Here is a 21,443-nt window from a genome sequence, read left to right as displayed (position 1 = left end):
CAGGCATGCTCCGGTGCGGCCCGGAACTCAGCCGTCGGCGGCGGTGCGCAGCAGCCCCTGCTCCTCCACCACCTGCTTGGACAGGGTCTTGTACCCCTCGTCGGGGAAGAAGACGGTGAGGCGGTCGTCCTCGGTGCTCATCACCGTGCCGCGGCCCCACTGCTCGTGGACCACCTCCTCCTGCCTGCCCGGCCCGTCACCCGCGGCGGCCGCGTCCTCGGCGGCGCGCTCCTGGGCGGTGCCGGCGGCGCAGGTGTCACAGTTCTCGCACGGGCCGGGGTAGTCCTCGCCGAAGTAGCCGAGGAGGAACTCGCGGCGGCACGACAGCGTCTCGGCGTAGCCGCGCATCATCTCCACGCGCGAGCGCTCCACCCGCTGCCGGGACTCGGTGTGCTCCTCGGCGAGGGCGATCACCTCACCCGCTCGCTGCCGGCCGCGCGCCGCGACCCCGCGCCGGGTCTGGCGCACCGCACCGACCTCCTGGAGCAGGTTGACGGCGGTGGTCACCCGCCGGGGCGGCAGGTCCAGCCGCTCGCGCAGGGCGGCGACACCGAGCGGCCGGTCGGCGGCGCGCACCGCGCCGAGCACCGCTCGGAGGTCCTCCTCGCGGGCACTGGCCGTGGCGAAGAAGGCCCGCAGCCCGAGGTCCTCGGGACGGTAGTGGAGCACGGCGAGGGCCGGCTCCTCGTCGCGGCCCGCGCGGCCGACCTCCTGGTAGTAGCTGTCGAGCGAGCCGGGCGGGTCTGCGTGGAGCACGAAGCGCACGTCGGCCTTGTCGATGCCCATGCCGAAGGCGGAGGTGGCGACGACGACGTCGAGCAGCCCCGCGGAGAAGTCCTCGTGCACCTGCTGCCGGTCCCCGGCGCGCAGCCCCGCGTGGTACGCGGCGGCTCGCAGCCCGCGCTCGGCGAGCTCAGCGGCCAGGGTCTCGGTGTCCTTGCGGCGCCCCGCGTACACGAGCCCCGGGCCCGGCAGCGTGGCGGCGTCCTCGAGGAGCGCTCGGCGCTTGCTCCCGGCGTCCACGTGCCGCACCACGCGCAGCTCGAGGTTGGGCCGGTCGAAGCCGCGGGTGATGAGGAGCGGGTCGCGCAGCCCGAGCCGGGCGGCGATGTCGTCGCGCACCGGGGGCGCGGCGGTCGCCGTCAGGGCGATGACCGGCGGGCGGCCGAGCCGGTCGATCGCGTGCCCCAGCCGCAGGTAGTCGGGCCGGAAGTCGTGCCCCCACGCGGAGACGCAGTGCGCCTCGTCGACGACGACGAGCGAGGGCGTCAGCTCGGCGAGCCGCCCGACGACGTCGTCCTTGGCCAGCTGCTCGGGCGAGAGGAAGAAGTACTCCGCCGCCCCCGCCGTCACGGCCTGCCACGCCTCCTTGCGGTCCGCCGCCCGCAGCGCGGAGTTGAGGGCCACGGCGTCGGGTGCCTCCGGGGCGTCGGTGATCCCGGCGATCTGGTCGCCCTGGAGGGCGATGAGCGGGGAGACGACGACGGTCGCGCCCGGCAGGACGACGCCCGTGACCTGGTAGATCGCGGACTTGCCGTAGCCGGTGGGCATGATCGCCAGGACGTCCCGTCCCGCGAGCACGCCCTCGATCGCCTCGAGCTGGCCACCGCGCAGGTCGTCCCAGCCGAACTGCTCGCGGGCGATCTCCTGCAGCTCCTCGCGCGTCGTCATCCCCCAACGTTCGGCGCGGCCCCGGAGGTCGGCAAGCCGGGACCGTGTGGTGCTGCCCTCAGCGGGCCGCTCCCGCTGCGGACGGGGCGCGCCTCCCGAGCCGGTCGACGCCGACGACGACCGCAAACCCCGCCACCGCGAGCAGCACCGGCACGAGGACGGGCCCGGAGGGCGCCCCGAGCGTCGTGCTCTCGAGCCCGTGCGGCCACGGCCACAGGATGCGCAGCGAGCCGAGCATGAGGCCGATGAGCACGGCGAGCACAAGGTCGTGGTGATGGTCGAGCAACCAGGTGAGCACCGAGGAGAAGGCCGCCAGCCCGAGCCCGCAGCCGACCAGGAAGACGAGCAGGAGCCCGAGCTGCCGCTCGTTGACCGCCCCGAGGACCTCGGTGTACATGCCGAGGAGCACGAGGATGAAGGAGCCGCTGATGCCCGGGAGGATCATCGCGCAGATCGCGACGGCGCCGGCGAGGAAGAACGCCCACCAGGGGCGGGTGACCGCCTCCGTTCCCGCCGCGTGGGTGGTGTCCTGCAGGCCGAGGAACAGGAAGAAGGCGAGCCCGGCGACGGCCGCGGCACCGGCGAGCTGCGGCGTCGGCCGGCGCAGCAGGTGCCAGGACACGACGACCGCGCCGGTGATGAGGCCGAGGAAGAGCCCGGCCATCGCCTGTGGCTGCTCGGCGAGCAGCTGCTCGAGCGGGCCCGACAGGAGGAGCACCGCCGCGCCGATCCCGGCGAGGAGCGCGAGGACCCACACCCACGGCACCGCCGCCAGCCGGCGACCGGTCTCCCGGAGGTCGCCCCGCGCGAGCGACCCGAGGGAGGAGGAGGCGGTGGAGATGGTGTGGACGAGGCGCTCGTAGATGCCCAGGACGAGCGCGACCGTCCCTCCGGAGACCCCGGGGACGATGTCGGCGGAGCCCATGAGGAAGCCTCGGACAAGCTGGGGGACGGGCTGGGAGCGTCCGACGGGACGCTCGCCGATCGCCGGGCGCTCAGCGCGCATCGCGCCAGGCGACCCAGTCGCGCAGCGAGGAGAGGTCGTAGTCCGGCCCGCTCGCGGAGACGGTGAAGAGCGTGGCGCCGGCCGCGACGAGCGCCTCGCCGCTCTCGCTCGGGTCTCCCCTGACGGCGACCGACCGCTCGATCTCGCCCGGGTCGCGCCCGACGTCGGCACAGTGCTGGTCGAGGACGGCGCTCTTGTGCCGCAGCGTCTCGAGGTCCGCGAAGCTGTGCCAGATGTCGGCGTGCTCGGCGGTGTAGCGCAGGGTCTTGCGCTCCCCGCCCCCGCCCACGAGCACCGGGATGTCCCGGGTGGGCGGCGGGTTGAGCCGCGCCCAGCGCTCCTTGATGCGCGGCAGCGCCTGCGCGAGGTCCGCCAGCCGCGTGCCGGGGGTGCCGAACTCGTAGCCGTACTCGTCGTAGTCGCGCTCGAACCAGCCCGCCCCGATCCCGAGGACGAGCCGCCCGCCGCTGATGTGGTCGACCGTGCGGGCCATGTCGGCGAGCAGCTCGGGGTTGCGGTAGCTGTTGCACGTGACCAGCGCGCCGATCTCCACGCGGCTCGTCTGCTCGGCCCAGGCCCCGAGCATCGTCCAGCACTCGAAGTGCTGGCCGTCGGGCTCCCCGGTGAGCGGGAAGAAGTGGTCCCAGTTGAAGACGACGTCCGCGCCGGCGTCCTCCGCGCGCAGCAGGGCGTCGCGGATCTGGCCGTAGTCGGCGTGCTGGGGCTGGAGCTGGACTGCGATCCTCACGGGATGGGTCATGGCGTCATCGTGCCAGCCGCCAGGGACGTCCCGCGCGCCGTGCTCGTCAGAAGGTGAGGACGAGGCGTCCCCGTGTGCCGCCCGCCTCGAGCTGCCGGTGCGCCTCGGCGGCCTCCTCGGCGGGGAAGGTCCGCGCCACGCGCAACGAGAGCACCTCGTGCACGGCGAGGTCGACGAGCTCGGCCAGCCCCTCGCCGTCGTGCACGTAGTCGGCCGGGGTGATGGTGTAGACGTCGATGCCGCGCTCGGGCTCCCCGTCGAAGGGGCGCACGCAGGCGACGACCCCGCCGTCGCACACGGCGGGCAGGACGGCGGCGCCCATGACGGCGGCGTCCAGCAGCGCGTCCACCCCGCCGGGCTCGTGCTCGAGGACGGCCTGCGCGAAGCCCTCCCCGCGCGGGAGGACGAGGTCCGCGCCGAAGGACTCGACGAGCGCGACGTCCTCCTCCTTGGCGTCCGCGACCACCCGCAGGCCGGCGTGCTTGGCCAGCTCGATCGCGTACCCGCCGACCGCGCCCGCCGCACCGGTGACCGCGATGGTGCCGGCCCGCGGCACGCGCATGAGCTCGAGGGCGCGGCGCGCGGTCAGCGCGTTGAGCGGGAGGGAGGCCGCGGCGACGAGGTCGACGTCGTCGGGCAGCCGCGCGACGCCGTCGGCGGGGACGACGACGAGCTCGGCGTAGGCACCGCCGAGCGGGGTGCGCGGGTCGACGATCGCGACGACCCGGTCTCCCGGCGCGAGCTCGACCCCCTCCCCGACCGCGTCGACGACGCCAGCGGCGTCCATGCCGGGGATCCACGGCGCCTCGAGTCCGTCCGCGCCGCGCTCGCGCAGCATCGTGTCCGTGGGGTTGACGGCGGCCGCGACGACGGCGACGCGCAGCTCGCCCGGCCCGGGCTGGGGAAGGGGCCGGTCGAGGACCTCCAGCTGGTCAGGTCCGCCCGGCGTGGTGACTCCGATGACTCGCATCCGCCCACGCTAGGACGACGTCGGGGCCCCCGCCCGTCCGGAGCGTCACTCCCCCGGCTCCAGCGGCTTGGTGAGCCGGGCCTGGGTGGCCGCCTTGGCCCGCTCGGGCAGCGGCTTCGAGGCCCGGGACATGAGCGTGTTGCGCACCGTGGCACCGACGACGGCGTCGTCCTTGCCCTCGAGCATCGCGGCGATCCCGTCACGGGCGACCTCCACGGGGTCGTCCTTGCTGTCGCTGCGACCGACCCGCGTGTCCTCCATGTCGGCGCGCGCGAAGAACTCGGTGTCGGTGGGCCCCGGCATCATGGTCGTGAGGGTGACACCGGTGTCCTTGAGCTCGTACCGCACCGAGTGGGCGAAGTTGAGGAGGAAGGCCTTCGAGGCGCTGTACGTGGCGTAGTACGGCCCCGGCATCATGCTCGTGACCGAGCCGGTGAGCAGGACGCGCCCGCGTCCGGCGGCGACCATCCGGGGAAGGAGGCGCTTGGCGAGGTGGACGTTGGCACTGATGTTGAGTCCGATCAGCGTGAGGTCGTCGTCGAGGGACGTCTCCACGAAGCTCCCGCCGACGGCGATGCCCGCGTTGAGGACGAGCGCGTCGACGTCACGGTCCCCGACGGCGTCGAGGAGGTCCTCCACGCCGTCGTAGGTGGACAGGTCCGCCTGCACCGCCTCGACCGTGAGACCGGGCGAGTCGGGCAGGGCGGTGTGGATCTCGGCGTCGTCCGCGCACACGACGAGGTCGTAGCCCTGCTCGGCCAGGAGCGTGGCGACCTCGCGGCCGATCCCGGTCGAGGCGCCGGTGACGACGGCGAGGGGGTGGTCGGACTGGGTGGCTGACATGGGTCCTCCCGGGTCTGGTGGGTGCGGTCCACGCTAGGCGGGCCGGTGGCGCGGCGCGCGGCGGACGCACGCTTGTCCACAGCCTTGTCCACCAGTTGTGCACGAGCGCGCCACAGACGCGCCGAGTAGCGTCGGTGCATGGGTCACGTCTTCGTCGTCCAGGGCCGGATCGGCCACCTGGACTGCGACGCGATCATCGTGCCCACCGACCGTTCCTTCGTCGTCGAGGAGCCCTGGCACGCGGCGCTGGGGGTGGAGGCGGACGCGGTCGGCGACCTCGAGCCGGAGAGCTGGGCGGAGCACGGCGTCGGCCGGGGCCGCTCGCGCGGGCTCCTCCAGCCGGCATGGTTCGTGGACGTCGTACGCGGTGGCGGCGCCACCGCCAGTGAGCTGCGCGCGGTGATGGGCCGGCTGGGACGCGCGCTCGAGGACGTCGCCGCGGCTGGCCTGCCCCCTGGCGCCGGCCGCGCGAAGCTGCTCGTCGCGCTGCCCACGCTCGGCACCGGAGGCGGCGGCTTCGCGGACGTGACGGGCGCCGTCGTCGACGCCCAGCTCGCCACCTGCCAGGACGCTGTCGCCGGCCACGACGTCGACGTCGTCATCGTCGCCGCCACCGCTTCGGACTACACCGCCTTCCAGGCCGCACGCCTCGCTCGTGGCCTCGAGCCCGACATCGCGGCGGAGGTGGCCGACGCCGCCCGTGCGCTGGCCGAGCGAGCCCGTCGCGGGGAGCTGGCGCTCTTCGTCGGGGCCGGGGTGAGCATGGCGGCGGGGCTGCCCTCGTGGGAGGCGCTCATCGCGACGATCGCCGAGCGGCACGACGTCGACCTCGACGACGTCCCCTCCCCCCTCGACCGGGCCGAGCTGCTGCGCCGCGAGCTCGGCGCGGACTTCGGTGCCGCCGTCGCCCGGGAGACCTCCAGCGTGGACCGCTACGCCATCACCCACAGCCTGCTCGCGGCGCTGGGCTGCCGGGAGATCGTCACGACGAACTACGACGCGCTGTACGAGCGGGCCGCCCGTGACATCGAGGGCACCGACGCCGTGCCCGCCCTGCCCTACGGACAGCCGCTCAGCGGCAGTCCGTGGGTGCTCAAGATGCACGGTGACGTCAGCGACCCCGCGGGGATCGTCCTGACGCGCAGCGACTTCGTCCGCTACGACTCCCGGTCGCGGCCGCTCGGCTCGGTCGTCCAGGCGCTCATGCTCACCCGGCACCTGCTCGTCGTGGGAGCCTCCCTCACCGACGACAACTTCCTACGCCTGGCGCACGAGGTCGTCGACTTCCAGGAGCAGGGCCCGCACGGCGAGGAGCCACGCCTCCCGCTGGGCACGGTCCTCGACCGCCGGCACGTGGGGGGCAAGGCCCGCCTGTGGGAGGGCGTCTTCGACTACGTCGCCGCCTCGGAGCGGGGGCGCCCGGAGGAGCAGTCACGCGACCTCGCGATCGTCCTCGACCTCCTGGCCGCGCACGCCGCCGGCAACCACCACCTCCTCGACCCGCGCTACGCCGACCTGCTGGCCTCCGCGAAGGAGCGCAAGGCAGCGGGCGCCGCACGCGAGCTGCACGCGCGCGTCGCCTCGCTCGGCACGCCGTGGGAGGCCCTCGCCCAGGCGCTCGCACTCCTCGGCGGTGACCGCAGCCCCTGACAAAGCCGGGCAAACCGTTCCCGTACTGGGCGCCGCCGTGCCATGATCACCCCACGATCACGGCGTGGGGGACGTCATGGAACGAACAGGTCCGGCGAGCAGGCAGGGCTGGGTGCGCCTGCGGCGCTGCGACGGCTGCGTGCGACTCGAGCTGGGCGGCGAGGTCGACGCCCTCATGGAGCAGGCGCTCGAGCAGGCCGTGACCGAGGCCCGCACGGGGGACCTCCCGGTGGAGGTCGACACGCGCGCCGTCACCTTCATGGACTCCCTCGCGCTGACGAGCCTGGCGAGGCTCGCGGTCGGGCAGCACACCGCGGTCTTCGTCGACCCGCCCGACCTCGTCCGCTTCCTCCTCGACGTCACCCGCCTCGGCGAGGTCGTCCAGATCCGCGAGACCGGCACCGGCACCGCCACCGCCACCACCTGAGCGCTCACCAGCGTCCCGGCCCGCAGCGACCCTCGCCCTGATGACCCCGGTAGACGCCGCCCGCACCCGTGGCATGCACCAGACCACCGCCCCGCGCACGACGGTTCGGCCGCGCTCACGCACACTGGTGTGCATGACGCCCGTGCGCGCCGCCCGCAGGCGGCTGAGCAACCTCCTGCTGGCTCGAGTCGCCGGTCCCGACGCGCACGACGCGCGCCACCGCATCCACGGCGAGCCCGGCGAGCGCTGGTTCGGAGCGGACGACCCGATCCAGCGCGTCCACGGGGACGCCTCGATGTACGTCGGTGGCCTGCGGGCCCTGCTCCTGCAGTCGCTGCACCCCCTGGCCATGGCCGCAGTGGCCCAGCACTCGGACTACCGCACCGACCCGTGGGGACGGCTGGCCCGCACGAGCACCTTCATCGCCGAGACCACCTACGCGCGTGTGGAGGACGCCGAGCGGGCGGTCGCGATCGTCCGCGCCGTCCACCGGCACATCTCCGGCACGACGACGGACGGCGTCCCCTACCGGGCCGACGACCCCCGCCTCATCACCTGGGTGCACGTCGCCGAGGTCGACAGCTTCCTCACCGCTCACCAGCGCTTCGGCACCCGGCCGCTGACGCCTGCGGAGGCCGACACCTACGTCGCGCAGGCGGCGGGGGTGGCTCGACGGCTCGGCGGGGAGGCGGTGCCGACGACGCACGCCGAGCTGCGCGCCGCCCTCGCGCACTACCGCCCGGAGATGCGCTCGACACCCGAGGCGCTGGAGGCGGCTCAGTTCCTCCTCCACCGCCCCCCGGTCACCGGCCCCGCCCGCGCCGGCTACACCCTCATCGGTCGGGCGGCCGTGGCGACCCTGCCCCGCTGGGCGCGCGAGCCGCTGCGCCTGCCCGACCACCCGCGCCGCGACGCGACGCTCGGCGTCGCCGCCGGGCACGTGTCCACCCGCAGCCTGCGGTGGGTGCTGGGCGGTCTGGAGGCGGCGCCGACGGCGCAGACGCTCAGTCCCCGCTGACGCGGTCGCTGCCCTCCTGCAGCTCGTCGATGAGGCTCGAGGCCTGCGCCTTGGTGAGGTTGTCGGGCACCTCGCGGCCCGCCTCGCGGGCCAGGGTGCTCAGATAGCTCAGCTGGGCGCCGGTAGCCGGCTCCTCGCCGGTCGTCCAGTCCTCGGGGTCCTTGATGGTGTCGCTGGGCTGCTCGCTCATGGCCTCACGCTAAGACCGCGCGGGGAGCCCGGCGAGCGGAGTCAGGTGAGCTGCAGCGTGGTGAGGCAGGTGGGGTCCTCCTCGCCGGTGGCGACGGGGACCGTGCCGGTGCGGCCGTCGTGGGTGACCTCCAGGACGCCCTCGACGTCGCGCGGGAGCCAGAAGCCGGCGAAGCCGTTGGCGAAGGTCGTCGTCGACTCCTCGAGCAGGACCTCGCCGTCGGACGAGGTGAAGGTGACCTCGATGTCCGTCTCGGTGAGCTCTCCCTGGCACGTCGTGAGCGAGTGGAAGTAGCACTCGTGGCTGCTGTCCACGTAGGGCGCGACCGAGAGGTAGAACTCGTCCTCGGGCAGGGCGACGGCGAGCTCCTCGGTGCCGTCGCTGACGATCAGCTCCGCGGGGCGGACGGAGGCCGTGAGGTCGGCCGGCCGCTCGGCGCCACCGAGCCGGTCGAGGTGGTCGACGATCTCCTTGCCGCTCATCCCCTCCAGGCCGTGCTCGGCGAGGAGCGGGGCTGTCTCGGGCGCGGATGCGGTGGTGGTCTCGGGCGCGGGCGCCGTGGCGGTCTCGTCCGCGGCGTCGGAGCAGGCGGTCAGGGCGAGCAGCAGGGTGGCGGCGACAGCGGCCACGCGTGGGGTTCGTGCCATATGTCCAGTGTCGGGCAGCGGGCCGCGCGGCGTCCCGGGCCCAAGGTCCCGCCGTCGGCAGCTCGACTGCCGGCGACAAGTGCGCTGTCGGCGACAAGTGCGCTGTCGGCGACAAGTCTGCTGTCGGCGACAAGTGCGCTGTCGGCGACAAGTGCGCTGTCGGCGACAAGTGCGCTCTCGGCGGGGTGGCATCCTGGCGGGATGCAGCCGATCCTCGCCGTCGCCGCCATGGGCGGGACCATCGCGATGACCGCCCCCGCCCCCGGAGCCGCCGCCCAGCCCCGCCTCGACGCGGTCGACCTCGTCCGCGGCGTCCCCGAGCTGGGCGACCTCGCCGCCGTGCTCGTCACCTCCGTGTGCACCAAGCCCTCCGCCTCCGTCGAGGTCGCCGACGTGCTCGAGGCCCTCACCTGGGCGCGCGCACAGGTCGACGACGGCGCGAGCGGCGTCGTCGTCACCCACGGGACGGACACCCTCGAGGAGACGGCCTACCTCCTCGACCTCCTGTGGGACCGGCCCGAGCCGCTCGTCGTCACCGGCGCCATGCGTCAGGCCGACCTCACCGGCACGGACGCGCCGGCCAACCTCCTGGCCGCCGCGCGCGTGGCGCTGGCCACCGAGGCCCGTGGGCGCGGCGTGCTCGTCGTCCTCAACGACGAGATCCACCTGGCCGTACGGGTGACGAAGGAGAGCTCGACGGCGCTCGACACCTTCGCCTCACCGGGCTTCGGCCCGGTGGGCCGGGTCCAGGAGCGCCGGGCGCGCTTCGCCTCTCCGCCCGCCGCGCGGCCCGCCCCGCTGCCCCCGCCCGAGGCCGGGCCCGTGGACGTGGCCCTCGTCGAGGCGCCGCTCGCCGACGACGGCCGCGTCGTCCGTGCCGTCCTCGCCGCCGGCTTCCGCGCGCTCGTCGTCGACGGCAGCGGCCTCGGGCACGTCTCCGCCGCCACCTCCCAGGTGCTCGCGACGGCGGTGGCCGACGGTGTCGTCGTCGTGGTCGCCTCCCGCACCGCGCGCGGGGGCACCGGCCGGGCCACCTACGGGTACATCGGCTCGGAGGCGCAGCTCATCGAGGCGGGGGTGCTCATGGCCGGCGAGCTCTCCGGGCGCAAGGCACGCCTGCTCCTCCACGTCCTCCTCCACGCCGGGTACGCCGGTGCGGAGCTGGCGGCCGCGCTGGAGGCGCGCGCCCGCGTGTGAGGCCTCAGTCCGCCAGGGCGGTGAGGAGCTCCTCGAGGACGGGGCCGGCGGTCTGCGAGCCGGAGACGCCGGTCTCGACGAGGACGGCGACGGCGAGGTCACCCTGGGCGGCGATCATCCACGCGTGCGTCTCGTGCGCGCCGTCGTCGTCGGGGCTTCCGTACTCGGCGGTCCCGGTCTTCGCGAGCACCGGCTCGCCGGGCACGTCGTCGAGGGCCACGCCCGAGCCCTCGGTGACGACCGCCCGCATGAGCTCGCGCAGCTGCTCGGCCTCCTCCTCGGTGAGCGGCTGCGCCGGTCCGGCGGCCTCGGGCACCGCGTCCGCGACGAGCTGAGGGAGGACGGCGTGGCCGGCCTGGACCGACGCCGCGACCGTCGCCATCGCGAGCGGGCTCGCCAGCACGCGCCCCTGCCCGATCAGCGAGGCCGCCCGCTCCGTCTCGCTCTCCGGGGCGGGGACCAGCCCGAGGTAGGCGGGGAAGCCGAGGTCACGCTCGACCCCGATGCCCAGCGCCTCGGCGGCCGCGGCGAGGTCGCCGTCGTCGAGGAGCTCTCGCTGGTCCATGAGGGCGGTGTTGCACGAGTGGGCGAGCGCGGTGCGGAAGGGCACCTCGCCGAGCGCGGAGGCCGGGTAGTCGTCGTAGTTGGTGAACTCGCGCCCGTCGACGGTGAGGCTCTGCGAGCAGGTGACGACGTCGTCGGGGGCGAGCCCGGCGCGCAGGAGGGCGAGGGAGGTGACGACCTTGAAGGTGGAGCCGGGCGCGTACTGGCCGGCGGTCGCGGCGTTGAGGCCCTCGTTGCCCGGGCCGTTCGCCGCGGCGAGGACCTCACCGGTGGAGGGCCGCAGCGCGACGACGGCGCTCGCTGAGGACTCGGTGTCCTCGCTGGAGTAGAGGATCTCCTCCGCGGCCTGCTGGACGTCGACGTCCAGGGTGAGGCGCAGGTCCTCCGGCGCGGTGCCCTCCGCCTCGAACAGGGTGCGGCGCGCGTCGGCGGCGTCGACCGCGGCGACCTCGATGTCCGGTGTGCCGCGCAGCTGCTCCTCGAAGGCGGCCTGGAGGCCGGACAGTCCGACCTCGTCTCCGGCGCGGACGCGGCCCTCGGACGCCTCGACGACCTCCGCCGTCGCCGGCCCCACGCGTCCGAGCAGCTCGCGGGCGAACTCGCGGGTGGGTGCCAGCGGGATGGCGTCCTCGACGACGCGGGCACCGGGGATGTCGGCGAAGCCGTCCTCGACGGCGTCCTCGGCGTCCTCGGGGCGCAGGACGATCGCCTCGACGAAGGCCCGCGGGCCCATCGCCTCCGCGCGCTCACGGAAGGCGGCGGGGTCGATGCCGAGCGCCTCGGCCACCTCCTCGGCCCGCTCCCCCACCTCTTCGGGCTCGACGAGCGTCTTGTCCAGGCCGTAGCGGCCGACGGGCCGCTCGGTGACGATGAGCTCGTCGTCCGCGCCGAGGACGTCGGCGCGCTCGGGCAGGGTGCGAGTCACCTCGAGCCGCTCCCCGTCCGTGAGCCCTGGCGCGAGGACCGCGGGGTCCCACGCCAGCGCCCAGCCGCCCTCCTCCTGCTCCGTGAGCTCGGCCGTCGTCGTGTAGGTCCACTCGTGGTCCTCGACGGTCCACGACCACGCGAGGTCGACGCTCGCGCCGCCGTCGTCCTCCGCGCGCACCACCTCCTGCGCCTCCACCGTGACGTCGTACTCGGCGAGCGGTGCGACGAGCTCGCCGAAGGACCCGGCCGCGGCCGGGTCGGTGAGGGTCACGCCGTCGAGGTTCTGCTCGGCCAGCGCTGAGGCGAGGCCGGCGGCGGCGGCGTCGAGACCGTCGTCCTCGGGACCCGAGCAGGCGGTGAGGAGAAGCGCGAGGGCACAGGCTGGAGCGAGGCGGCGGATCACCCGGCGAGTATTCCCGGGCGCGCCCGGGAGGGGCAAGGCTCCGGGTGCCGGGCGGGCCCTCGCACGCTAGACAGGACGCATGCCCCGCTACGGATTTCACGCCTCGCACGAGCAGATCGCCCCCTCCCGGCTCCTCCGTGACGTCCAGCAGGCCGAGCGTGCCGGCTTCGACATGGCGATGTGCTCCGACCACTTCGCCCCGTGGTCGGTGCGGCAGGGGCAGTCCGGCTTCGCGTGGTCCTGGCTGGGGGCCGCGCTCGCGACGACGAACCTGCGCCTGGGCGCGGTCAACGCGCCCGGGCAGCGCTACCACCCGGCGATCGTCGCGCAGGCCTCGGCCACGCTCGCCGAGATGTTCCCCGGCCGCTTCTGGGTGGCGCTGGGGAGCGGGCAGAACATGAACGAGCACGTCACGGGCGAGAAGTGGATCGGCAAGGACCTGCGCCAGGAGCGCCTCGAGGAGTGCGTCGAGGTGATCCGCCGCCTCCACGCCGGTGAGGACGTCACCTACCGGGGCCGCCACGTGACGGTCGAGCGCGCGCGTCTCTACTCCCTCCCGCCGGAGCCGCCCGCCCTCATGGGCCCGGCCCTGTCCCCCGGCACCGCCGCCCGCGCCGCGCTCTGGGCCGACGGGCTCATCACGATCAACAGCAAGATCGAGACGATGCGCGAGATCGTCGGTGCCTACCGGGAGGCCGGCGGGAACGGCACGCTCGCCCTCCAGGTGCACGTCTCGATCGCCCCCACGCTGGCCGAGGCGCGCGACATCGCGCGTGACCAGTGGCAGAACAACACCTTCCCCGAGCCGATCGCGCACGACACCCCCACGCCCGAGGACTTCGACACGATCGGTCGCTACGTGCCCGACGACGTCGTCGCCGGCGCCGTCGTCATCACCGACTCCGTGGCCGGGTTGGTGGAGCAGCTGCGCGAGTACGAGGAGCTCGGCTTCGACGAGGTGTACCTCCACCACGTCGGCCAGGACCAGACCCCCTTCCTCGAGCTCGCCGAACGCGAGCTGCTCCCCGCGCTACGCGCCTGACGGCGCCCCCCTCCTTCTCCGTCGAGTACGCACATCCGGTCACCGGCGGGCCCTGCGACGGGGCCGGGACTGACCGTATGTGCGTACTCGGGTACCCCGGCGAGTTTCGGGGGGCTCGCCGGTCTGTCCTCCTATGGCCAGCTTCGTGCTGCTCCCCGGGGCCGGCGGGTCCGGGTGGATCTGGCACCTCGTCGCCCGTGAGCTCGAGGCTCGCGGGCACCGCGCCGTGCCCGTCGACCTTCCTGCCGGGGACGACGACGCCGGGCTGGCCGCGTACACCGACGCGGTCGTGGCCGCGGTCCCGCCCGGTGCGGACGACGTCGCCGTCGTCGCGCTGTCGATGGGCGCGCTCACCGCACCGCTCGTCTGCGAGCGCCGCCCGGTCCGCCTCATCGTCCTGCACAACGCGATGGTCCCGCTGCCGGGTGAGACCGGTGGGGACTGGTGGCGGGTGACGGGGCAGCACGAGGCGATGGTCGAGCACGCGCGGAGCATCGGGCTGACCGAGGCGGACCTCCAGGACGAGGCGGTCCTCTACGGTCACGACGTCCCGCCCGAGCTCTTCACCGCGGAGGGCGACACTGCCGCCAACCAGTCCGGCCGGCCCTTCGCCGACCCGTGGCCGCTGGACGCGTGGCCCGACGTCCCCACCCGGGTCGTCACCGGCCGCGACGACCGCCTCTTCCCGCGCGACTTCCAGCACCGCCTCGCCCGCGAGCGCCTCGGGATCCTGCCCGACGACGTCGACGGCGGCCATCTTGCCGCGCTCAGCCACCCGGACCAGGTGGCCGCGCTGCTCGACCGCTACGCCGGAGAGGTGACGGGCGCCCGACCGGGCTGACGCCCACCTCCGCCCACTCCCTCCCGCCGCCCCGCCCCTTGCCCCCTCCCCCGCACCGTGCTCCCGCTGGTCCACCGTGCGCCCCGTCGACCGGGCGCACGGTGGGACCACCGGGCGCACAGTGGGCCGCACCCTTGATAGGTGACTTATTGGTCACCTATGCTGGACGCGTGGACGAGGACCTCGTGTTCAAGGCACTGGCGGACCCCGTCCGCCGGCTGCTCCTGGACGCCCTCTTCGAGCGCGACGGACGCGCGCTGGGGGAGCTCGAGGACGTCGTCGCCGAGCGCGTGGAGATGACGCGCTTCGGCGTGGCCAAGCACCTGCGGCTGCTCGAGGCGGCCGGGCTGGTGACCACCCGCAAGGTGGGCCGGGTCAAGGAGCACTACCTCAACCCGGTCCCCGTGCAGCAGATCCACCGCCGGTGGATCGGCAAGTACACCGACAGGGCGCGCACGGCTGACGCCCTCATCGATCTCAAGGAACGACTCGAGGACAAGGACCCGTCATGAGCACCGACGTCATCCACACCATCTACATCAACGCCCCGGCCCAGCGGATCTGGGACGCCATCACCACCTCCGAGGGCACCACGCAGTGGGGCTACGGCGGGGATGTCGAGATCGACCCGCGACCCGGCGGGACCTACCGCAACCTCTCCACACCGGACATGGTCGCCTTCGGCATGGGGCCGGTGGCCGTCGAGGGTGAGGTCGTCGAGATCGACCCGCCCCGACTGCTCGTGCTGTCCTGGAGCCCCACGTGGCGGCCCGGGGCGCCGGCCACCCGTCTCACCTGGGAGCTGACGGAGTACCCCAACAGCCAGACCAAGGTCGTCCTCACCCACGACGTCAGCGCCGCGCCCGACCAGGCCGAGGAGCTCAACGGCGGCGGCGACCCGCAGGGCGGTGGCGGCGGCTGGCCGTGGTCGCTGTCCGGGCTCAAGACCTACGTCGAGACCGGGAGGTCGATGGACGCGCCGACGTCCTGAGCCGCCGCCCTCCCACCGCCTCCGGGTCACCGAGCGTCCGGCAGGGCACACGGTGACCCGGACCGGGGCAGGGCGCGCGCCGGCCCCTGCCTCAACCGGGCGTCGCCGAGACGGCGACGACTCCTCCGTGCTCGGCGACCGCCGTCGTCGTCCAGCCCGCCCGCCGCAGGGACCCCTCCGTGCCCGCCCGCACCCGCGGGTCGGGTGACGGTGGCGCGACGACGAGGTGAAGCTCCCCACCGGGCCGCAGCACGCGCGCCAGCACCGCGAGCTCGGCCGCGGCGGAGCTGGTCCAGAAGACGTTGACGTTGACGGCGACCGCGACGTCCACGCTCGCGGCCGGCAGGCCGAGCTCGACGATCGCGGCTTGCACGAGCGTCACGCGCCCGGCCGCCACCTGCTCCCGGAGCCGTCCCGCCGCCCGGGCGAGGGCCGTCGCGGACCGGTCGAGGCCGATGAGCCGCGCCTGGGGCAGCCGCTCCGCCAGCAGCTCGAGCACGGCCCCGTTCCCGCAGCCGATCTCGAGCACCACCGCAGGCCCGGCGGACACGACCAGGGCTGCCGCGTGCTCGTGACGGTGCGCCGTCGTCATCCCACCATGGTGCGGCGCCGCAGCACCGCACGGCCATGGCGCGCACTGGGCGCTGGCACCGGGCGCTCAGAGAGTGAGACACGGTGTGTTAGTTTCCATACCCGCGTCCCGCCCACGTCGGGTGGACGCGAGAGCAGCCGCCGCTCGACCCCGCATCTCGGGGCGGGCGGCTCACCCGTTCTAAGGAAGTGAACTATGGCCCTCGCTCACCAGCGGCGCCGGGTACTGGTTGGTGCCTCGACCGCCCTCATCCTCGTCCTTGCGGCGTGCGCGGAGACCGACGACGGCGGCGGCGGGGGCTCCGGCGACGACGCCACGGGCTCCGGCGGCGACGGCATCACCGTCGGCACCACCGACGTCATCTACTCCCTGGACCCGGCCGGCTCCTACGACAACGGCTCCTTCCTCGTCCAGAACCAGGTCTTCCCCTTCCTGCTCAACACCCCGTACGGCAGCCCGGACGTCGAGCCGGACATCGCCGAGTCGGCGGAGTTCACCGCGCCCACGGAGTACACCGTCACCCTCAAAGAGGGCCTGACCTTCGCCAACGGCAACGAGCTCACCTCCTCGGACGTGAAGTTCAGCTTCGACCGCCAGCGCGAGATCGCCGACCCGAACGGCCCGTCCTCGCTGCTGTACAACCTCGACAGCGTCGAGGCGCCGGACGAGCTCACCGTCGTCTTCCACCTCACGAGTGAGAACGACCAGACCTTCCCGCAGGTGCTCTCCTCGCCCGTCGGCCCGATCGTCGACGAGGAGGTCTTCTCGGCCACCGAGCTGACCCCCGCCGAGGAGATCGTCGAGGGCAACGCCTTCGCCGGCCAGTACGCGATCACCGACTACACCCAGAACGAGCTGGTGCGCTACGAGGCCTTCGCCGACTACGGCGGCATGCTCGGCGCTCCGGAGACCGACGTCGTCACCGCGCAGTACTTCACCGAGGAGACCTCCCTCAAGCTGGCCGTCCAGCAGGGTGACGTGGACGTCGCGTTCCGCAACCTCTCCCCCACCGACCTCGCCGACCTCGAGGGCGACGACGCCGTGACGATCCACGACGGCCCCGGCGGCGAGATCCGCTACATCACCTGGGACTTCAACGCCCAGCCCTTCGGTGAGGCGACCGAGGAGGCCGACCCGGCCAAGGCCCTGGCCGTGCGCCAGGCCGCCGCGCACCTGCTCGACCGCGAGGCGCTGAGCCAGGAGATCTACCAGGGCACCTACACCCCGCTGTACTCCTACGTGCCCGAGGGCCTCAGCGGCGCCGCCGAGCCGCTGCTCGAGATGTACGGCGACGGCGAGGGCGGCCCGGACGCCGACGCCGCCGCGGCGACCCTCGAGGAGGCCGGTGTCCAGACGCCGGTCGCGCTCAACCTCCAGTACAGCCCCGACCACTACGGCAACTCCTCCGACGAGGAGTACGCGATGATCGAGAGCCAGCTCGAGGCCGGCGGCCTGTTCGACGTGACGCTCCAGTCGACGCTGTGGGACACCTACAACACCGAGCGCGTCGAGAGCGTGTACCCGGCCTACCAGCTCGGCTGGTTCCCGGACTACTCCGACGCGGACAACTACCTCTCGCCGTTCTTCCTCACCGAGAACTTCCTCGTCAACGGCTACGAGGACCAGGAGGTCAACGACCTCATCCTCGACCAGGCCACCGAGCCGGACCCGGCCGCGCGTGAGCAGAAGATCGCCGAGGTGCAGCGTCTGGTCGCCGAGGACCTGTCCACCCTGCCCTACCTCCAGGGCGCCCAGGTGGCCGTGGCCCAGAACGACATCACCGGCGTCACCCTCGACGCCTCCTTCAAGTTCCGCTACGCCCCGCTCGGCCGCTAGCCCGAGCGCACATCCACGACGACGGGACGGGGTGCCGCACCAGCGGCGCCCCGTCCCGTCCGTGAGAGGAGTTGTCGTGACGATCGCTGACGAACAGGCGGTGGGCACCACACCCGCCGGCAGGTCCGGCGGCTCGGGGCTGGGCCGCTACATCCTCGTGCGGTTCCTGCTCATCATCCCCACGGTGTTCATCCTGGTCACCCTGGTGTTCTTCCTCATGCGCGTGGTCGGTGACCCGATCTCCGCCTCGGTCGGCGGGCGGCTGACCCCCGACCAGCTCGCCGAGCGGCTGGCCGACGCGGGCTACGACCGGCCGGTCCTGGTCCAGTACGTCGAGTACCTGGGCCAGATCTTCACCGGCGACTTCGGCCGCACGGTGACCGACAACCGGGCGATCAGCGAGATCCTCCTGACGTACGGCACCGCGACCCTCGAGCTCGTCGTCTTCTCGCTGATCGTCGCGCTGGTCGTGGGCATCCCCCTGGGGCGCATCGCCGCCTACCGCCGCGACCAGCTGCCCGACGCCGTGCTCCGCGTCTTCGCGATCCTGTGCTACGCCACCCCGGTCTTCTTCGCCGGCCTGCTGCTCAAGCTCGTGTTCTCGGTGTGGCTGGGCTGGTTCCCGCTGGGCGGGCGCGCCACACCCGGCACCCAGCTGACCCTGGACCGGATCTCCGGGTCCAGCGGCATCAACATCCTCGACGCGCTGCGTACCGGACGCTGGGACCTCATCGTTGACGTCCTGTCCCACGCCGTCCTGCCCGCCGTCGCCCTGGGACTGCTCACCGCCGGGGTGTTCCTGCGGCTCGTGCGCACCAACCTCATCGGCACGCTCGGCATGGACTACGTCGACGCCGCCCGCTCCCGCGGTGTCCCCGAGGGCCGCCTCCTGCGCAAGCACGCCTACAAGCCCGCCCTCATCCCGATCATCACCGTCATGGGCATGCAGATCGCGCTCATGCTCGGTGGCGCGATCCTCACCGAGACGACCTTCGAGTGGCGGGGGCTGGGCTTCCAGCTGGCCCAGTACCTGGGCGCGCGCGACTTCGTCGCCGTCCAGGGCATCGTCGCGCTCCTCGCGGTGATCGTCGCGGTGACGAACTTCGTCGTCGACGTCATCGCTGCCCTCATCGACCCGAGAGTGAGGTACTGACGATGAGCACCGCACCCGACCCCGTCGAGCACGGCGCCGCGGCGCACGAGGCCCGCTGGAAGAAGCTCCCGCTCGTGTGGCAGCTGCGCCGCAGCGTCGGCCTGCAGCGCGGCATGCTCATCGCCGGCCTCGTCATCTGCACCGTCTTCGTCCTCATGGCCGCCCTCGCGCCGCTGATCGCGCCCTACTCCTTCAACCAGCTCAGCGGGCCGGACGGGTCCTTCCCGCGCCAGGCGCCGCCGTCGGGCGAGTTCTGGTGGGGCACCACGGTGGGCGGCTACGACGTGTTCTCCCGCGTGGTGTGGGGCGCCCAGACGGCGCTGCTCACGGTGGTCCTCGCCGTCGTCGCCTCGATCTTCCTCGGCATCGCCCTCGGGCTCGTGTCCGGCTACCTCGGCGGCTGGCTCGACAGGATCCTCGTGACCATCGCCGACGCGGTCTACGCCTTCCCGTCCCTGCTGCTGGCGATCGTCGTGTCGATCATCATCTCCGGGGGGCAGTCGAGCTTCCTCGGCGGCATCGCGGCAGCGGCCATCTCGATCACCGTGGTCTTCGTCCCGCAGTACTTCCGGGTGGTGCGTGCCGAGACGGTCCGGCTCAAGGCCGAGGCCTTCGTCGAGTCCGCCCGGGTGCTGGGCGCCTCGACCCCGCGGATCCTCTCGCGCCACGTCCTGCGCAACGCGACCCGGTCCCTGCCGCTCATCGTCACGCTCAACGCCTCCGAGGCGATCCTCACCCTCGCCGGCCTCGGCTTCCTCGGCTTCGGCATCAACCCGACCGCGGCGGCCGAGTGGGGCTACGACCTCAACCGGGCGATCTCCGACGTCGCGAGCGGCATCTGGTGGACCGGCGTCTTCCCCGGTGCCGCCATCGTCCTGCTCGTCCTCGGGATCACCCTCGTCGGCGAGAGCCTCAACGACCTGTCCGACCCGCGGCTGCGCATCCGGCGCCGGCCTCCACGCCCGCGCCGCGTCGCCACCGCCATGAAGGGAGCGGCGTGATGACCGCGCACGACGCCGACGGCGAGCACGTCGTCGACATCCGGGACCTGCACATCACCTTCGCCACCGACGGGGAGCCGGTCCACGCCGTCGACGGCGTCTCCCTGCACGTCAACCCCGGCGAGGTGCTGGCCGTGGTCGGTGAGTCCGGCTCGGGCAAGACCGTGACGGCCAAGAGCGTGCTCGGGCTGCTGCCCGACAACGCGAGCGTCGAGGGCGCCGTCGTCCTCGCGGGCAACGACATCGTCCAGCTGCGGGCGGCCGACCTGCGCCGGGCGCGTGGCCGGGACGTCGCCATGGTCTTCCAGGAGCCCTCGACGGCGCTCAACCCGGTCTACACGGTCGGCTGGCAGCTGGCCGAGGGGCTGCGGGCGCACGGGGAGTACTCCAAGAAGGAGGCGCGCGCCCGGGCGGTGGAGATGCTTGGCAAGGTCGGCATCCCCGACCCCGAGAAGCGGGTGGACCACTACCCCCACCAGTTCTCCGGCGGCCAGAAGCAGCGCATCGTCATCGCCATGGCCCTCGCCCTGGACCCCAAGGTCATCGTCGCCGACGAGCCGACGACGGCCCTGGACGTCACCGTCCAGGCCGAGATCCTCGACCTGCTGCGGGCGGTGCGCGACGAGTTCGGGCGCGCGATCATCCTCATCACCCACAACATGGGCGTCGTCGCGGACCTCGCGGACCGGGTCGCGGTCATGTACCGCGGCAAGGTCGTGGAGCAGGCGCCGGCCCGCGAGCTCTTCGCCGCCCCGCAGCACGAGTACACCCACCAGCTCCTCGGCGCGGTGCCCAGGCTGGGCGTCCACACCCCCGACTGGGAGCCCGGGCCCTCCCCCGCCGCCGCGGCGGCCGGGCCCGAGCCGGTGGTCCGCGCCCGTGACCTGGAGATCGTCTACCCCGGCCGGCTGCGCCAGCCCGACTTCCGCGCCGTCAACAAGGTGAGCTTCGACATCGCGCCCGGTGAGGTCCTCGGCCTCGTCGGCGAGTCCGGCTCGGGCAAGACGACGATCGGCCGGGCCATCGCGGGCCTCACCCGCGCCACCGGCGGTTCGCTGCAGGTCCTGGGCCACGAGATGGTCGGCTTCAAGGAGAAGGCGTTCCGGCCGCTGCGCGCCCGGGTCGGCTTCGTCTTCCAGGACCCGGCCACGAGCTTCAACCCCCTCCTCACCATCGGTGAGGCCGTCGCGGAGCCGTTGCTCATCCACGGCCGGGCCAAGGACGCCGCCGCGGCCCGCCCGCGGGTCGACGAGCTGCTCGACGCCGTCCACCTCCCCACGCACTACGCCGAGCGCTACCCCCACGAGCTGTCCGGCGGGCAGCGCCAGCGGGCCAGCCTGGCGCGTGGGCTGGCGCTGGACCCGGACCTGCTCGTCGCCGACGAGCCCACCTCGGCGCTGGACGTGTCGGTCCAGGCCAAGGTGCTCGAGGTCTTCAGCGAGCTGCAGGAGCGCCTCGGCTTCGCGACGCTCTTCATCAGCCACGACCTCGCCGTCGTCGGCATGCTCGCCGACCGGATCGCCGTGCTCTACCGCGGCGACCTCGTCGAGCTCGGGACCGACGAGCAGGTGCTGCAGGCACCGCAGCACCCCTACACCCGCAAGCTGCTCGCCTCCGTCCCGGTCCCCGACCCGGTCGAGCAGGAGCGGCGGCGCGAGGCTCTGGCGGCCCTGCGCGGCTGAGCCCGCACCCGGCGCTGCGCAGCCGAGCCCGG

At 73.6% G+C, this 21,443-nt stretch carries 21 protein-coding genes; 12 read left to right on the top strand and 9 right to left on the bottom strand.

Features of this window, described 5'->3' with window-relative positions:
- Window positions 1-27 precede the first annotated feature (27 nt).
- Genes DSZ44_RS02090 through DSZ44_RS02070 form a run of 5 tightly spaced genes read right to left on the bottom strand, consistent with a single transcriptional unit; the run spans window position 28 to window position 5,250 of the window.
- The gene (locus tag DSZ44_RS02090; protein WP_110850912.1) at window positions 28-1,671 is read right to left on the bottom strand and encodes a RecQ family ATP-dependent DNA helicase; all 1,644 of its coding nucleotides are present in this window, start codon (window positions 1,669-1,671) and stop codon (window positions 28-30) included.
- 58 nt (window positions 1,672-1,729) lie between these two features.
- A complete protein-coding gene (locus DSZ44_RS02085) occupies window positions 1,730-2,677 on the bottom strand; it encodes a DUF368 domain-containing protein (RefSeq protein WP_110850911.1) in 948 nt (315 codons plus the stop codon).
- The gene (locus DSZ44_RS02080; protein ID WP_110850910.1) at window positions 2,667-3,437 is read right to left on the bottom strand and encodes an LLM class F420-dependent oxidoreductase; all 771 of its coding nucleotides are present in this window, start codon (window positions 3,435-3,437) and stop codon (window positions 2,667-2,669) included. Before DSZ44_RS02080 ends, DSZ44_RS02085 begins: the two co-directional genes overlap by 11 nt.
- 46 nt (window positions 3,438-3,483) lie before the next feature.
- Window positions 3,484-4,407 carry an NADP-dependent oxidoreductase gene (locus DSZ44_RS02075; RefSeq protein WP_110850909.1) on the bottom strand — a complete coding sequence of 308 codons (924 nt, stop codon included), beginning with the start codon at window positions 4,405-4,407 and terminating at the stop codon, window positions 3,484-3,486.
- A gap of 45 nt (window positions 4,408-4,452) precedes the next feature.
- On the bottom strand, window positions 4,453-5,250 hold the full coding sequence (locus tag DSZ44_RS02070; RefSeq protein WP_110850908.1) for an SDR family NAD(P)-dependent oxidoreductase: 798 nt from the start codon (window positions 5,248-5,250) through the stop codon (window positions 4,453-4,455).
- 138 nt (window positions 5,251-5,388) lie between these two features.
- Here DSZ44_RS02070 and DSZ44_RS02065 point away from each other — a divergent pair, with 138 nt between their 5' ends.
- From DSZ44_RS02065 to DSZ44_RS02055, 3 genes are all read left to right on the top strand, one after another.
- Window positions 5,389-6,900 carry an SIR2 family protein gene (locus DSZ44_RS02065; RefSeq protein WP_110850907.1) on the top strand — a complete coding sequence of 504 codons (1,512 nt, stop codon included), beginning with the start codon at window positions 5,389-5,391 and terminating at the stop codon, window positions 6,898-6,900.
- Window positions 6,901-6,976: 76 nt separating this feature from the next.
- Complete coding sequence (locus tag DSZ44_RS02060; protein WP_146237458.1) at window positions 6,977-7,327, top strand: STAS domain-containing protein; 351 nt, start codon at window positions 6,977-6,979, stop codon at window positions 7,325-7,327.
- A gap of 133 nt (window positions 7,328-7,460) precedes the next feature.
- Window positions 7,461-8,345 carry an oxygenase MpaB family protein gene (locus DSZ44_RS02055; RefSeq protein WP_110850905.1) on the top strand — a complete coding sequence of 295 codons (885 nt, stop codon included), beginning with the start codon at window positions 7,461-7,463 and terminating at the stop codon, window positions 8,343-8,345.
- Here DSZ44_RS02055 and DSZ44_RS02050 read toward each other — a convergent pair.
- On the bottom strand, window positions 8,332-8,535 hold the full coding sequence (locus tag DSZ44_RS02050) for a DUF3072 domain-containing protein (protein WP_110850904.1): 204 nt from the start codon (window positions 8,533-8,535) through the stop codon (window positions 8,332-8,334). The two genes, DSZ44_RS02055 and DSZ44_RS02050, sit on opposite strands and share 14 nt — an antisense overlap.
- A gap of 41 nt (window positions 8,536-8,576) precedes the next feature.
- Window positions 8,577-9,182, bottom strand: coding sequence for a CueP family metal-binding protein (locus tag DSZ44_RS02045; protein WP_110850903.1), 606 nt, complete (start codon window positions 9,180-9,182; stop codon window positions 8,577-8,579).
- A gap of 201 nt (window positions 9,183-9,383) precedes the next feature.
- Between DSZ44_RS02045 and DSZ44_RS02040 the strand changes: the two genes are divergently transcribed.
- Window positions 9,384-10,379: an asparaginase gene (locus DSZ44_RS02040; RefSeq protein ID WP_110850902.1), complete on the top strand. Its 996-nt coding sequence runs from the start codon at window positions 9,384-9,386 to the stop codon at window positions 10,377-10,379.
- A 4-nt stretch (window positions 10,380-10,383) separates the two neighbouring features.
- On the opposite strand, the gene DSZ44_RS02035 is transcribed toward DSZ44_RS02040, so the two are convergent.
- A complete protein-coding gene (locus tag DSZ44_RS02035) occupies window positions 10,384-12,273 on the bottom strand; it encodes a penicillin-binding transpeptidase domain-containing protein (protein ID WP_258369152.1) in 1,890 nt (629 codons plus the stop codon).
- 79 nt (window positions 12,274-12,352) lie between these two features.
- Here DSZ44_RS02035 and DSZ44_RS02030 point away from each other — a divergent pair, with 79 nt between their 5' ends.
- The 4 genes from DSZ44_RS02030 (at window position 12,353) to DSZ44_RS02015 (ending at window position 15,147) form a co-directional block, all read left to right on the top strand.
- On the top strand, window positions 12,353-13,315 hold the full coding sequence (locus DSZ44_RS02030; RefSeq protein ID WP_110850901.1) for a TIGR03885 family FMN-dependent LLM class oxidoreductase: 963 nt from the start codon (window positions 12,353-12,355) through the stop codon (window positions 13,313-13,315).
- Between the two features lie 133 nt (window positions 13,316-13,448).
- The gene (locus DSZ44_RS02025) at window positions 13,449-14,156 is read left to right on the top strand and encodes an alpha/beta fold hydrolase (protein WP_110850900.1); all 708 of its coding nucleotides are present in this window, start codon (window positions 13,449-13,451) and stop codon (window positions 14,154-14,156) included.
- Window positions 14,157-14,326: 170 nt separating this feature from the next.
- Window positions 14,327-14,668 carry an ArsR/SmtB family transcription factor gene (locus DSZ44_RS02020; RefSeq protein WP_220035059.1) on the top strand — a complete coding sequence of 114 codons (342 nt, stop codon included), beginning with the start codon at window positions 14,327-14,329 and terminating at the stop codon, window positions 14,666-14,668.
- Window positions 14,665-15,147 (top strand): SRPBCC domain-containing protein, encoded by a 483-nt coding sequence (locus DSZ44_RS02015; protein WP_110850898.1) that lies wholly within the window; start codon window positions 14,665-14,667, stop codon window positions 15,145-15,147. Before DSZ44_RS02020 ends, DSZ44_RS02015 begins: the two co-directional genes overlap by 4 nt.
- 91 nt (window positions 15,148-15,238) lie before the next feature.
- On the opposite strand, the gene DSZ44_RS02010 is transcribed toward DSZ44_RS02015, so the two are convergent.
- Window positions 15,239-15,739, bottom strand: coding sequence for a class I SAM-dependent methyltransferase (locus DSZ44_RS02010; RefSeq protein ID WP_110850897.1), 501 nt, complete (start codon window positions 15,737-15,739; stop codon window positions 15,239-15,241).
- Window positions 15,740-15,934: 195 nt separating this feature from the next.
- On the opposite strand from DSZ44_RS02010, the gene DSZ44_RS02005 reads away from it, so the two are divergent.
- The 4 genes from DSZ44_RS02005 (at window position 15,935) to DSZ44_RS01990 (ending at window position 21,411) form a co-directional block, all read left to right on the top strand.
- Entirely contained in the window at window positions 15,935-17,575 is a 1,641-nt protein-coding gene (locus DSZ44_RS02005; protein ID WP_110850896.1) for an ABC transporter substrate-binding protein, read from the top strand.
- A 76-nt stretch (window positions 17,576-17,651) separates the two neighbouring features.
- Entirely contained in the window at window positions 17,652-18,728 is a 1,077-nt protein-coding gene (locus DSZ44_RS02000; protein WP_258369151.1) for an ABC transporter permease, read from the top strand.
- Window positions 18,729-18,730: 2 nt separating this feature from the next.
- Window positions 18,731-19,729, top strand: coding sequence for an ABC transporter permease (locus tag DSZ44_RS01995; RefSeq protein ID WP_110850895.1), 999 nt, complete (start codon window positions 18,731-18,733; stop codon window positions 19,727-19,729).
- On the top strand, window positions 19,729-21,411 hold the full coding sequence (locus DSZ44_RS01990) for an ABC transporter ATP-binding protein (RefSeq protein WP_110850894.1): 1,683 nt from the start codon (window positions 19,729-19,731) through the stop codon (window positions 21,409-21,411). Before DSZ44_RS01995 ends, DSZ44_RS01990 begins: the two co-directional genes overlap by 1 nt.
- Window positions 21,412-21,443 lie beyond the last annotated feature (32 nt).

This window comes from Georgenia satyanarayanai, assembly GCF_900116375.1.
Classification (GTDB): Bacteria; Actinomycetota; Actinomycetes; order Actinomycetales; family Actinomycetaceae; genus Oceanitalea; species Oceanitalea nanhaiensis.
This window is presented reverse-complemented; position numbering and strand designations above follow the sequence as displayed.

Excerpts from the sequence above, each read along its gene's own strand:
- DSZ44_RS02090 (WP_110850912.1), bottom strand. The coding sequence starts at position 1,671 with ATGACGACGCGCGAGGAGCTGCAGGAGATCGCCCGCGAGCAGTTCGGC.
- DSZ44_RS02085 (WP_110850911.1), bottom strand. The coding sequence starts at position 2,677 with ATGCGCGCTGAGCGCCCGGCGATCGGCGAGCGTCCCGTCGGACGCTCC.
- DSZ44_RS02080 (WP_110850910.1), bottom strand. The coding sequence starts at position 3,437 with ATGACCCATCCCGTGAGGATCGCAGTCCAGCTCCAGCCCCAGCACGCC.
- DSZ44_RS02075 (WP_110850909.1), bottom strand. The coding sequence starts at position 4,407 with ATGCGAGTCATCGGAGTCACCACGCCGGGCGGACCTGACCAGCTGGAG.
- DSZ44_RS02070 (WP_110850908.1), bottom strand. The coding sequence starts at position 5,250 with ATGTCAGCCACCCAGTCCGACCACCCCCTCGCCGTCGTCACCGGCGCC.
- DSZ44_RS02065 (WP_110850907.1), top strand. The coding sequence starts at position 5,389 with ATGGGTCACGTCTTCGTCGTCCAGGGCCGGATCGGCCACCTGGACTGC.
- DSZ44_RS02060 (WP_146237458.1), top strand. The coding sequence starts at position 6,977 with ATGGAACGAACAGGTCCGGCGAGCAGGCAGGGCTGGGTGCGCCTGCGG.
- DSZ44_RS02055 (WP_110850905.1), top strand. The coding sequence starts at position 7,461 with ATGACGCCCGTGCGCGCCGCCCGCAGGCGGCTGAGCAACCTCCTGCTG.
- DSZ44_RS02050 (WP_110850904.1), bottom strand. The coding sequence starts at position 8,535 with ATGAGCGAGCAGCCCAGCGACACCATCAAGGACCCCGAGGACTGGACG.
- DSZ44_RS02045 (WP_110850903.1), bottom strand. The coding sequence starts at position 9,182 with ATGGCACGAACCCCACGCGTGGCCGCTGTCGCCGCCACCCTGCTGCTC.
- DSZ44_RS02040 (WP_110850902.1), top strand. The coding sequence starts at position 9,384 with ATGCAGCCGATCCTCGCCGTCGCCGCCATGGGCGGGACCATCGCGATG.
- DSZ44_RS02030 (WP_110850901.1), top strand. The coding sequence starts at position 12,353 with ATGCCCCGCTACGGATTTCACGCCTCGCACGAGCAGATCGCCCCCTCC.
- DSZ44_RS02025 (WP_110850900.1), top strand. The coding sequence starts at position 13,449 with ATGGCCAGCTTCGTGCTGCTCCCCGGGGCCGGCGGGTCCGGGTGGATC.
- DSZ44_RS02015 (WP_110850898.1), top strand. The coding sequence starts at position 14,665 with ATGAGCACCGACGTCATCCACACCATCTACATCAACGCCCCGGCCCAG.
- DSZ44_RS02010 (WP_110850897.1), bottom strand. The coding sequence starts at position 15,739 with ATGACGACGGCGCACCGTCACGAGCACGCGGCAGCCCTGGTCGTGTCC.
- DSZ44_RS02005 (WP_110850896.1), top strand. The coding sequence starts at position 15,935 with ATGGCCCTCGCTCACCAGCGGCGCCGGGTACTGGTTGGTGCCTCGACC.
- DSZ44_RS01995 (WP_110850895.1), top strand. The coding sequence starts at position 18,731 with ATGAGCACCGCACCCGACCCCGTCGAGCACGGCGCCGCGGCGCACGAG.
- DSZ44_RS01990 (WP_110850894.1), top strand. The coding sequence starts at position 19,729 with ATGACCGCGCACGACGCCGACGGCGAGCACGTCGTCGACATCCGGGAC.